General features: G+C 65.3%; 12 protein-coding genes. 10 read left to right on the forward strand and 2 right to left on the reverse strand.

The features are described from left to right. The 3 genes from HALO32_RS08800 to HALO32_RS08810 all read left to right on the forward strand — a co-directional run. Window positions 1–1,223 (forward strand): M48 family metalloprotease (locus HALO32_RS08800; RefSeq protein ID WP_151443419.1); only part of this gene is annotated, 1,223 nt, incomplete at its 5' end. A gap of 40 nt (window positions 1,224–1,263) precedes the next feature. Then, complete coding sequence (locus HALO32_RS08805) at window positions 1,264–1,692, forward strand: VOC family protein (protein WP_151443420.1); 429 nt, start codon at window positions 1,264–1,266, stop codon at window positions 1,690–1,692. A 70-nt stretch (window positions 1,693–1,762) separates the two neighbouring features. Next, a complete protein-coding gene (locus tag HALO32_RS08810) occupies window positions 1,763–2,545 on the forward strand; it encodes an LptM family lipoprotein (RefSeq protein WP_151443421.1) in 783 nt (260 codons plus the stop codon). 119 nt (window positions 2,546–2,664) lie between these two features. On the opposite strand, the gene HALO32_RS08815 is transcribed toward HALO32_RS08810, so the two are convergent. Further along, entirely contained in the window at window positions 2,665–2,871 is a 207-nt protein-coding gene (locus HALO32_RS08815) for a cold-shock protein (RefSeq protein ID WP_151443422.1), read from the reverse strand. A gap of 301 nt (window positions 2,872–3,172) precedes the next feature. Between HALO32_RS08815 and HALO32_RS08820 the strand changes: the two genes are divergently transcribed. Further along, window positions 3,173–3,598: an NINE protein gene (locus tag HALO32_RS08820; RefSeq protein WP_192576475.1), complete on the forward strand. Its 426-nt coding sequence runs from the start codon at window positions 3,173–3,175 to the stop codon at window positions 3,596–3,598. A 4-nt stretch (window positions 3,599–3,602) separates the two neighbouring features. Then, window positions 3,603–4,247, forward strand: a complete 645-nt coding sequence (locus HALO32_RS08825; RefSeq protein WP_151443423.1) for a LysE family translocator — start codon at window positions 3,603–3,605, stop codon at window positions 4,245–4,247. Between the two features lie 138 nt (window positions 4,248–4,385). Here HALO32_RS08825 and HALO32_RS08830 read toward each other — a convergent pair whose 3' ends face one another. After that, window positions 4,386–6,326: a transglycosylase SLT domain-containing protein gene (locus HALO32_RS08830; RefSeq protein ID WP_151443424.1), complete on the reverse strand. Its 1,941-nt coding sequence runs from the start codon at window positions 6,324–6,326 to the stop codon at window positions 4,386–4,388. A gap of 159 nt (window positions 6,327–6,485) precedes the next feature. On the opposite strand from HALO32_RS08830, the gene HALO32_RS08835 reads away from it, so the two are divergent. The 5 genes from HALO32_RS08835 to HALO32_RS08855 all read left to right on the forward strand — a co-directional run bounded on the left by HALO32_RS08835 (window position 6,486) and on the right by HALO32_RS08855 (window position 11,664). Then, window positions 6,486–6,854, forward strand: a complete 369-nt coding sequence (locus HALO32_RS08835) for a YkvA family protein (RefSeq protein ID WP_151443425.1) — start codon at window positions 6,486–6,488, stop codon at window positions 6,852–6,854. 42 nt (window positions 6,855–6,896) lie between these two features. Then, entirely contained in the window at window positions 6,897–7,394 is a 498-nt protein-coding gene (locus tag HALO32_RS08840; protein WP_151443426.1) for a PaaI family thioesterase, read from the forward strand. Beyond that, window positions 7,387–7,857, forward strand: coding sequence for a PaaI family thioesterase (locus tag HALO32_RS08845; protein ID WP_151443427.1), 471 nt, complete (start codon window positions 7,387–7,389; stop codon window positions 7,855–7,857). The genes HALO32_RS08840 and HALO32_RS08845 overlap by 8 nt, the downstream gene beginning before the upstream one ends. Window positions 7,858–7,944: 87 nt before the next feature. After that, window positions 7,945–9,849: a molecular chaperone HtpG gene (gene htpG, locus HALO32_RS08850; protein WP_151443428.1), complete on the forward strand. Its 1,905-nt coding sequence runs from the start codon at window positions 7,945–7,947 to the stop codon at window positions 9,847–9,849. Between the two features lie 243 nt (window positions 9,850–10,092). Continuing rightward, entirely contained in the window at window positions 10,093–11,664 is a 1,572-nt protein-coding gene (locus tag HALO32_RS08855; RefSeq protein ID WP_151443429.1) for a Re/Si-specific NAD(P)(+) transhydrogenase subunit alpha, read from the forward strand. Window positions 11,665–11,674 lie beyond the last annotated feature (10 nt).

Below are 11,674 nucleotides of genomic sequence, written 5' to 3' on the forward strand. Positions count from 1 at the left end.
GGCTGATGGTGGTGGGCTATGCCGGTACCCTGTGCGGCAACCTGATCAAGGCCGCGGTGAGTCGCCAGCGCGAATTCCTGGCCGATGCCAGCGCCGTGCAGTACACCCGTAACCCCGAGGGCATCGGCGGGGCGCTGAAGGTGCTGGCCGCGCACCGCCCCGGTTCGCGCCTGCTGGGTGCTCATGCCGCGGAGTTCAGCCACCTCTATTTCGGCAGCGGTGTGCGCGCCCTGTCACGCCTTACCGCCACCCATCCCCCTCTGGAGAAGCGGATTCGCCGGGTGCTGCCCCGCTGGGACGGTAGCCTGCCGCCTCCGTCGAGGATTCGTCCGTCATCGCCCCAGGAAACCACCACCCCCACCGCTGGCGAGCGGCAAGGTGCCGCGACTCTGGCCTCAGGGTCCTTGGCCGCCACGGTGGTGGCCAGCGTGGGTCGGCCGAGCGCCGAGGATATCGCCCGTGCTCGTCGGCGCCTCGGGGCGATCGACGAACGCCTGCTCGAGGCCGCCCATGAGCCCTTTGCCGCCCGGGCGCTGGTCTACGGAATCCTGATGGGAGCCGACCCTTTCAGCCGCGAGGCGCAGCGCCAGGCCCTGGAAGGCCAGGCGCTGCCCGAGGTGCTCAGAGAGCTCGAGGCCCTCGACGCCTCCCTGTCCGGGCTGGCACCCGGCCAGCGCCTGCCGCTGATCGAGCTGGCGCTCCCGTCACTTCGCCAGCTCTCCACAGCCCAGCATGCCCGCTTCCAGGCCTGCCTGCGCCGGCTGATGGCCCTGGAGACGGATGCCGGTGCCCTGCAGTGGGCCCTTCACCGGTTGGTGATTCAGGGGGTTCAGGGGGAGCGGCGAGCCCGCCGTAATCGTCACCTGGTGGATCTGGCCGGGCCGCTGTCACTGCTGCTCTCGACGCTGGCGCGGGCCGGCCAGCAGGATGAGGATCAGGCCCGGTCCGCTGTCGAGCGGCTTTCCTCGGCGCTGGGCGTGAGACTGGATTTTGTCGGCAAGCCGGCCCTCGCCAGCGAACTCGACTGGGCCATGGCACGGCTGGTACGCCTGGTTCAGGCCGAGCGGAAGCCCTTGCTGGTGGCGATGAGCTGCTGTGTGGAGCACGACGGCCGGATCGATCCCGAGGAGGCAGAACTGCTAAGTGCCGTGGCCTGGACCCTGGGTTGCCCATTGCCCTCAACGGAACGCTCCGCTGGCCAGGCGGGTACCGGGACGGCATGATGAAGGCCCCTGACCCGCTCACCAATCGGAGGACTCCCTGATGCTCACTCCCTTCCATCTGGCCGTACAGGTCCGCGACCTGGCCGAGGCGCGGCGCTTCTATGGTGAACTGCTGGGCTGTCCGCAAGGACGCGCCAGCGATACCTGGGTCGACTTCAACCTCTATGGCCATCAGTTCGTCTGTCACCTGAACCCTGCTCTGGGGGAAAAGGGAATCGACGATCATCGCAACCCGGTGGATGGCCATGGGGTACCGGTACCACACTTCGGAGTGGTGCTGGAGATGGCCGACTGGGAGGCGCTGGTCGACCGCCTCACCGCGGCGGGAGTGCGCTTCGAGATTGAGCCCTATATCCGCTTCCGTGGTGAGCCCGGCGAGCAGGCCACCATGTTCTTCCGCGACCCCAGCGGCAATGCGATCGAATTCAAGGCATTCCGCGACATTGCCGGCCAGCTGTTTGCCACCTGAGGCGCTATGCCGGCTTGCGAGAGCAGGGGGGCTCTGGTGCAATGTCGTTCCTTTCGTCAGGAGCAAGAAAATGGCAATGAAACCCTGGATCCCGCTGGTCGCCGCCATGGCATTGGTCGTGGGGCTGGCCGGCTGCGGCAACGGTGATGACGAGCCTGCTCCGGCCGAGGTCGAGGAGACGCAGGAAGAGCCCTCTCAGCCGGTTGCCGACGCGGAAGAAGAGCCAGCCGCCGAGGAGGCCGAATCGCCCGCGGAGGATCAGCCTGCCACGGCGGATGAGGTGGATGTCGCCGACGAGATGGATGTCGACGCCGAGGGTGAGATAGACCTGGAGGCCGAGGGTGAGGTGGATGCCGAGGCCGAGGCCGAGACGCTGGGCGAGTCACCGGCCGATACCCTGGAGGAGGGCGCGGCCCTGCCCGGCGAGACGACCCGCTCCGATGTCGATGCCATCATCGAGGAAACGGAGCGGCGCTTCGAGGAAGCCAGCCGTCGCATCGACGAGCAGTTCGAAAGCGTCGAGGAGGGGGCGTCTGACCTCGAGCCCATGGAGGGGTCGCCCGAGTTCGAGCCTATGGAGTCACCGGAGCTCGAGCCCATGGAGTCGTCCGATCTAGAGTCGGATATCGGGATCGACGTCTCGCCCAGTAGCGACCTGGATGAACAAGAGGCAATGCCAGGGGAGAGTACCAGCTCGGATATCGATGCGATCCTCGAGGAAACCGAAAAACGCTTCCAGGAGGCGAGCCGCCAGATCGACGAACAGTTCGAGGAGGCGGAGCGCCAGGCACCGGAGGCATCGTCGGAGCTCGATTCGCTCGAACGCGATGACACGGATGGCTCGGACAATTGAGATGCCCTCGACGAGGCTTGCTTCGAACTCGTCCGGAATGAAAAAGGCCCACCGAGGTGGGCCTTTCTACTGGCATTCGATCGGCAGAGCCAACCGGATGCTTCCGGATCAGCCGAGGATCAGTCGGCGGCCCGAATGTTGGAGGCCTGAAGGCCTTTCTTGCCCTGGGTCACCTCGAAGGAGACCTTCTGGCCGTCCTGCAGGGACTTGAAGCCTTCAGCCTGAATTTCGGAGAAGTGAGCGAACAGGTCATCACCGCCGTCGTCCGGAGAGATGAAGCCGTAGCCTTTGGTATCGTTGAACCACTTGACAGTGCCAGTTGCCATCGTCGATTTCCTTAACTAACTAAATAATGGTGCTGGGTCGGGCAGGGAGTCTCCCCACCACGAACCCGTCATGCGTGGGCAAGGCAAGAAGGAAGTACGCACCGAGTGTATCGAAGGAATCGAAGTACCACTGACGACTTTTCTGCTTGCAAACCAACGCAACGGATAGTGCAGCAGCGCCAGGGTTGCGTCAACAGGGTGGCACAGAGAGACTGGCGCTGTGCCCGCAGAATCACTTTAGATGCAAAGCCGGTGAGCGTCCAGCCTCCATCCCTAGGTTTCACACATGCAAGAGAGACCCATGACCGATACCCGAATCGCCTCCCTGGATACGCACAGCAAACTGATCGGCTACCTGTTGTGGCTATTCGGTTTTCTCGGTGCCCACCGCTTCTACTATGGAAAGCCGGTCACCGGCACGATCTGGTTCTTTACTCTGGGGCTGTTGGGAATCGGCTGGCTGATCGACCTCTTCCTGATCCCGTCCATGGATCGCCAGGCCGACCTGCGCTTCCAGTCTGGCCCCATCAACTACACCCTGGCTTGGCTACTGCTCACCTTCCTCGGGGTGTTCGGCATACACCGCTTCTACCTCGGCAAGTGGCTGACCGGGATTCTCTACCTGCTGACCTTCGGGCTCTTCGGTCTCGGGGTGCTCTACGATTTCTGGACGCTCAACGATCAGATCTCCCTTCGCCATGCCCGTCGCGGCATCTTCAACGGCTGAACTGATGTTCTTCGATGCACAGTTCTGGCCCTTTCTGTTGGCCATCACCCTGCTGAGCATGAGCCCGGGGGTCGATACCCTGCTGGTGATTCGCAATACCACCCGGGGCGGCTGGCGAGACGGCGTGGCGACCAGTCTGGCCATCTGCTGCGGGCTGTTCGTGCACGCGACGGTCTCGGCACTGGGGATTTCGCTGATCCTGCTGCAGTCTGCCTGGGCGTTCAATCTGCTCAAGATGGCCGGTGCCGCCTACCTGGTATGGCTGGGTGTCAACAGCCTACGATCTGCCCGCCGGGGGCAGGGGCTTCCGGTGAGCGGTGTGCAGGTCGATCGCCAGGCCCTGCGGTTGTGGCGATCCGTTCGCGAGGGGCTGCTCTCCAACGTGCTGAACCCCAAGACGGTGGTCTTCTACATGGCTTTCCTGCCCCAGTTCATCGCGCCGGGTGATCCGGCGCTGGTCAAGTCGCTGTGGCTGGCCGGGGTGCACTTCGTGGTCGCTAACCTTTGGCAGGTGACCATCGTGGTAATGGTGGGCAGCGCCGGTCGTTGGCTGGCGAGTCCGGCGTTCTCGCGTTGGCTCAATGGCCTCACCGGCGCGGTGCTGGTCGGCTTCGGCATCAAGCTGGCGCTAACGCGTCAGCCGGTCTAATACTGCTACGAGCTACGAGCTACGAGCTACGAGCTACGAGCTACGAGCTACGAGCTACGAGCTACGAGCTACGAGCTACGAGCTACGAGCTGACGTTTGCATCATGCTGCTCGCAGCCCGAGGCTAGCGGCGCGATGCTCAGTTTCTGGCCAGCAGCGAGCGGTCGTAGCGCACCGTCTTCTCCGTCGGGCTCAGCATCGAGACGCCCTTGCTCTCGCCGCCCCTGGAGAGGCTCTCGAAGATCACCCGATAGGCGAGCACGGCCTGCACATAGTTGCGGGTCTCGCGGAAGGGGATGCTTTCGACGAAGAGGTCGAACGCTTCCGGCGCGTCGCGTAGCCAGCGGTCGACCCGACCGGGGCCGGCATTGTAGGCCGCCGCGGCGGCGAGGCGGTTGCCGCTGTAGCGATCGATCAGCTCGCCCAGGTAGATGCTTCCCAGGCGGATGTTCACCTCGGGTTCGAGGACCCCGTAGGGGCCGGGGTCGCCGATCCCCAGGCGCCGGCCGAGCTGGGCGGCCGTGGCCGGCATCAGCTGCATCAGGCCGCGGGCACCGGCGGGGGAGAGGGCCGCAGGATTGTAGGCGCTCTCGCGTCGGGCGATACCCATCAGCAGGTAGGGGTCGACCTCGGCCACGCCGCCCCAGTGCAGGAAATCATCGCGATAGGCCTCGGGGAAGCGCCACGCTAGGGCGTCCCACATCTCGCCGACGATGGTGGTCTGCACCAGTTCGGGGAGCCAGCCCCGCTGCGCAGCGTAGTCCGCCAGGGCTCGAGCCTCCTCCGGCGTGGCTCGGGCCACGGCCCGGTACCATTCGCTGTTGGCAAGGCCAGGCTCGTCGATCCGTCGCAGCGCCTCGGTGCGTTGCACCGCCGGCCAGTCGGCGACTTCCCGCCGGGTGACCGCGTCGATGGTGTTGCGCTCCAGATTCATGGCGTAGGGGCGATCCAGCCGGTCGGCGGCGGCAAAACCGAAGAAGTTTCTCTCGCCGGCCGCCGCGGCATAGGCCTTTTCCGCGGTGGCGGTGTCGCCCTGCTGCTCCAGGGCCCGGCCCAGCCAGTACTGCCAGCGAGCTTCCCGGCGCGTCTCGTCGGGCATGCGATGCACCCAGTCGATGACCCCCGGCCAGTTCCGCTCGGCCAGGGCCCTGCGCACGCGAAGCTCCAGCAGTTCGGTATCGTCGAGGCGTGCCACGACTTCGTCGCGCCAGCCACCGTGTTGGTCGATGTCGCGCACCATGGCGTAGAAGGCCAGATCACGTTCGATCGCGTCGCGGTGGCGGGCTTCCAGCGAGAGGTGAGGGGCGACCTTGCGCCAGGCTTCCAGGGCCGCTTCGGTGTCGGCGCGGGTGAAGCCGTGCATGGTCGCAGCGAACAGCGGCCCGCTGCCCCGGCAGCCCGGCCCCGTGCAGGCCGGGACCTCGGTCACGGCCGCATAGTCCTTGCGGAGCCGGTCGAGGCTGGCCCTGGCGGACTGCCAGTCAGCGTTCAGCTGTCGGCCCAGGTAGTTCATCAGCCCGCTCTCGCCGGCCTGCCAGGCGAGCATCATGCGCTCCCAGACATGGGCCTGGTCGATCTCGCCCCGGGCGCGCAGGGTGTCGAAGAGAGTGTCGCAGGCATCCGGCTGGGAGCGGCCGACGAGCCAGAGCTCTCGACCGCCCCGGGCGGCGTCCTCCGGCGCACGGTCGAGCAGGGCAGTATAGTAGTAGCACTGGCGGGCAGTGCCCTCGGGAACGCCGTCGGCGACCGCCAGGAGGCTGGCCGGGCGCCTGGCTTTGCCATACTCGGCGATGGCCTGGCCCCGCATCCAGTCGCTGAGCGGAGAATCTTCATGTTGCTCGATGTAGGCCTGCACCCGGTCGGCGTCTACCTGCGGCAGACGCTGGCGCAGCCGGTGATAGTCGACGTAGCCGGCGAGTACATGGCCCTCGATGGCATCCTGGTCGATCTTTTCCCACTGAGCGTTGCGGGCGGCCTCCAGGGCTTCTCGCATGGCGCGGTCGTCCGCCTGGCCGGCCAGAGGCAGGCTGCAAAGAATAGCGGCGATAAGGGTCTTGCAGTGGCCGAGTGACAGGAGCATATCGTGACCTCTTGCGGTTCGCGGTCGTCAAACTGCCATGGTGGCCGATGGCAGGGCACTTGAGTAGTGTTGCTGCTGGCCGAGGGGCAGCGGCTGTCCGTCAGGGTGGGGATACCCTATCGTGTAGCGGTATTTCCGCCTGTCGGCAAGGAGTTCGAGATGGCCAGAATCGGTGGCGGTATGCTGGTGCAGCGTCTGCGTCGTCGCGCTCACGTGCTGAAGCGGATGGGGCGTGCCCTGCGACTGTTCCTGCCCATGATCCGCGATGTGTTGCTGCGACGCTACCGCCCAGTGCCCTGGGGCGCCTTTCTGTGGATGCTGGCGGCGCTGGCCTACCTGGTCTCGCCCCTCGACCTGATTCCCGACATGCTCGTGCTGCTGGGGTTGCTGGATGATGTGGTGATCGTCGGCTGGCTGCTGACGCGGGTCGACCGGCACCTGGCCGGCTATCGGGCCTGGCGGGAACGCCGTGAGGGAGAGGTTCGGCCCTGCGACGAAGATCGGGGCGACGGGGAACCGCCGTCTTGATACGATCGTTTGAAATCTTCTGCTGCCGCCTGCGAGGCCCGGATGACCCATGACCAGACACCGAGCAACGCCGACTGGCGTCGTGCCCTGACGCGTTTCGTCACGGTGATCCCGCACACCCGCGAACTGGGCCTCGAAGTGCTCGAGGTGGCGCCCGCGCTGACCACCATGCGTCTGCCCTGGCGCGATGATCTGCTCGGCGATACCACCCGGGGGCTGGTCCATGGAGGGGTGCTGACCATGCTACTGGATACCGTCTGCGGTTCGGCGGTGTTGCCGGCTCTGCCGGCGCCGGAGGTCTGCCCGACACTGGATCTGCGGGTCGACCATTTCCGGCCGGGGGTGGCAGGGCAGGCCATTTTCGCCGAGGCCCGCGTGATCCGGATCACCGAATCGGTGGTGTTCACCGAGGGCACTCTGTGGCAGGAGACGGGCCGACCGCTGGCAAGGGGTATCGGCAATTTCGTGCGGCTAGGGCCGCGCAATACCCCCGAGGGCTTCGCTGAGGCGCTCTTCGCGGAGGAGAACGGCCATGCGTGAGGGCTTCGGCGATCTCGAATGGCTGGCGAGGACCCGCGCCGAGGGGGATGTCGAAGCCTGGCTGGCGTTGATGCCCTATGCCCGGCGCATCGGTATCTCCGCGCTGCCGGACCCGCAGAGCGAGGGCCTGCTGTTCCGCCTCGAGCCTTGCGAAGGCAATGTCGGCAATGTCCTCTTGCCGGCGTTGCATGGCGGCGTGGTGGCGGCCTTCATGGAGACTGCGGCGACGCTGGACCTGATGCTTGCCACTCGTACACCGCGACTGCCACGCATCGTTGATATCTCCATCGACTACCTGCGCACGGCGCGAGTGACGCCGACGCTGGCCCGCTGCAGCCTGCTGCGCGAGGGACGGCGCATGGGCAATGTGCGGGTCTGTGCCTGGCAGGAGCGTGAGGCGGTGCCGGTGGCCACCGCCCGCCTGCACTTCGTGCTTGGAGATCCTGCCGAAGGAGGCGCTTGAAAAACCGCTACCGGGCCCCATATCGACGACAGTTCCGAACCGGTGGTTCTTGCCACCATGGCACGTCGACAGAGGGGTTCACGCCACATGACCACAGCCACTCATGAGGAAACCCTCGGCTTTCAGACCGAGGTCAAGCAGCTGCTGCATCTGATGATTCACTCCCTGTACTCCAACCGGGAGATTTTCCTGCGTGAGTTGATTTCCAACGGCGCCGATGCCTGCGACAAGCTGCGCTATGCGGCGCTGGACAACGACGCGCTCTACGAGGGTGACAGCGAGCTGCGCATCGAGATCGACCACGATGCCGAGGCGGGCACCGTGACCGTGCGCGACAACGGCATCGGCATGAGTCGCGACGAGGTGATCGAGAACCTCGGCACCATTGCCCGCAGCGGTACCGCTGAGTTTCTCAAGCAGCTCTCCGGTGAACAGCAGAAGGATGCCCGGCTGATCGGCCAGTTCGGTGTTGGCTTCTACTCGAGCTTCATCGTGGCCGATGAGGTGACCGTGCGCACCCGCAAGGCCGGCAGCGACAAGGCCGCCGGCGTCGAATGGCATTCCAGGGGTGAAGGCGAGTTCACCGTCGCCGACATCGAGCATGAGGTCCACGGTACCGAGATCGTTCTGCACCTCAAGGAGGATGCCCAGGAGTTCGCCGACGACTTCCGCCTCAAGAGTCTGGTGCGCAAGTACTCCGACCATATCGAGGTGCCGGTGCGCATGCCGAAGGTCGAGACCGCCAAGGACGAGGACGGCAACGACATCGAGGGCAGTGAAACCACTACCTGGGAGACCGTCAACGAGGCCACCGCCCTCTGGGTACGGCCCAAGAGCGAGATCAGCGACGACGAGTACAAGGCGTTCTACAAGCACGTGGCCCACGACTTCAGCGATCCGCTGATCTGGAGTCACAACAAGGTCGAGGGCAAGCTTGAATACACCAGCCTGCTCTACGTGCCCGGCCGCGCGCCCTTCGACCTCTACGAGCGGGACGGTGCCCGGGGCGTGAAGCTCTACGTGCAGCGCGTCTTCATCATGGACGACGCCGAGCAGTTCCTGCCGCTCTATCTGCGCTTCATCAAGGGCGTGCTGGATACCCGGGACCTGTCGCTGAACGTCTCCCGGGAGCTGCTGCAGAAGGACCCGCAGGTCGACAAGATCAAGGCCGCCCTGACCAAGCGCGCGCTGGACATGCTCAAGAAGCTGTCCAAGGACGATGAGGCCTACCAGACCTTCTGGAACACCTTCGGCAGCGTGCTCAAGGAGGGGCCGGCGGAGGACTTCGCCAACCGCGAGAAGATCGCCGGCCTGCTGCGCTTCTCCACCACCCATACCGACAGCGCCACCCAGGACCAGTCGCTGGCCGACTACGTCTCGCGCATGAAGGAAGGGCAGGAGAAGATCTACTACATCGTCGCCGAGGGCTTCAATGCGGCCAAGTCGAGCCCGCACCTGGAGATCTTCCGCAAGAAGGGCATCGAGGTGTTGCTGCTGCACGATCGCATCGACGAGTGGCTGATGAGTCATCTCGATGAGTTCGAGGGCAGGCACTTCGTCGATGTCGCCAAGGGCGATCTCGATCTGGGCGACGTCGAGGACGAGGAGGAGAAGAAGGCCCAGGAAGAGACCGCCAAGTCCAAGGAGGACCTCGTCAAGCGCGTCAAGGAGGCACTGGGCGATGAGGTCCAGGAGGTCAAGGTGACGCATCGCCTGACTGACTCCCCGGCCTGTGTGGTGTTGCCCGAGCACGAGATGGGCTTCCAGATGCGCCGCATCATGGAGGCGGCCGGCCAGAAGATGCCCGAGGTCAAGCCGATTCTCGAGCTCAACCCCGACCATGCACTGGTAGCGCGACTCGAGGGCGTCGAGGGTGAGGGCTTCGAGGACCTGGCACGGATCCTGCTTGACCAGGCGATCATCGCCGAAGGCGGTCATCTCGATGATCCCGCCGCCTACGTCAAGCGTCTCAACGCCCTGCTGAGCGCCTGATCTTCCAGGTATCCAGGCTTCTTTGAAGTAAGTTGTCGCTAACCCTGCCGGCCTTTCATGCTGGCAGGGTTTTTTCTTTCCAGAGCCCGGTGGTGTGCCGTCGTTGGCGAGCGGTTCGCTAAGTCACCTTGATCCGGTGGCTGCGTTGTGGTGCTCTATAGCGTTCTGGTTCTCGGCACCGGGCATTGCACCGGTTCAGTCACCGTGGGGCCGCCAAGGCGGCCTTGAGCATGGAGGTCCAACGTGAAAATAGGCGCACCGAAGGAGAGTGCCCGGGGGGAAGCGCGTGTCGCGCTGACCCCCGAGAGCGCGAAGCAGATACAGAAACTGGGGCATGAGTGTCTCGTCGAGACCGGGGCCGGGGTGGCCGCGGGTTTCAACGATGACGTCTATCGCGAGGCCGGGGTTACCGTCGTCGACGGGGCCGAGGCGCTGTGGACCCAGGCCGAGGTGGTCATCAAGGTTCGCGAGCCCTCCGAGGAGGAGGCGCGTCGGCTACGCGATGGCCAGACCCTGATCGCCTTCTTCTGGCCGGCCCAGAACGAGGAAATGCTCGAGCTGTGCAAGGCCCAGGGGGCCACCGTGATCGCCATGGACATGGTGCCGCGTATCTCCCGGGCGCAGAAGATGGATGCGCTCTCGTCCATGGCCAACATTGCCGGCTACCGGGCGGTGATCGAGGCCGGCAACAACTTCGGGCGCTTCTTCACCGGCCAGGTGACCGCCGCGGGCAAGGTACCGCCGGCCAAGGTGCTGGTAATCGGTGCCGGCGTGGCGGGCCTCTCCGCCATCGGTACCGCCACCAGCCTGGGAGCCGTGGTGCGTGCCTTCGACGTGCGCCCCGAGGTGGCCGAGCAGATCGAATCCATGGGCGCCGAGTTCCTGTTCCTCGAGTTCGAAGAGAGTCAGGACGGTTCGGAGAGCGGCGGCTACGCTGCGCCCTCCAGCCCCGAGTTCCGCGAGAAGCAGCTCGAGTGCTTCCGTGAGCAGGCCCCGGACGTCGACATCGTCATCACCACGGCGCTGATCCCCGGCAAGCCAGCGCCCAAGCTGTGGCTGGAGGACATGGTGGAGGCCATGAAGCCCGGCTCGGTGATCGTCGACCTGGCCGCCGAGAAGGGCGGCAACTGCGACCTGACCAAGCCCGACGAGAAGGTGGTGACCGACAACGGCGTGACGGTCGTCGGCTATACCGACTTCCCCTCGCGCATGGCCACCCAGTCCTCGCTGCTCTATTCCACCAACATCCGCCATATGCTTACCGATCTGACGCCCGAGAAAGACGGGGAGATCGTGCATGACATGGAGGATGACGTGATCCGCGGCGCCACGGTGACCCACCAGGGCGAGATCACCTTCCCGCCGCCGCCGCCCAAGGTCAAGGCCATCGGTGCCTCCAAGCCCAAGCCCAAGGAGAAGGAGCCGACGCCGGAGGAAAAGAGGGCGGCGGAACATGCCACCTTCAAGGCGCAGACCAAGCGTCAGGTCACCCTGCTCGCCGTGGGTGGCGCGCTGATGCTGCTGCTCGGTCAGGTGGCCCCGACGTCCTTCATGCAGCACTTCATCGTTTTCGTGCTGGCCTGCTTCGTCGGCTTCCAGGTGATCTGGGGCGTCAGCCATTCGCTGCACACGCCGCTGATGGCGGTAACCAACGCGATCTCGGGCATCATCATCCTCGGGGCGGTTCTGCAGATCGGCTCCGGCAGCGTCATCGTCGGCGTGCTCGCGGCGATCTCGGTGCTGATCGCGTCCATCAATATCGTGGGTGGCTTCCTGGTGACACGCCGGATGCTGGCCATGTTCCAGAAATCCTGAGCGGCGGAGA

Origin of the sequence: Halomonas lysinitropha (assembly GCF_902500215.1) — a bacterium.
GTDB classification, from domain to species: Bacteria; Pseudomonadota; Gammaproteobacteria; order Pseudomonadales; family Halomonadaceae; genus Halomonas; species Halomonas lysinitropha.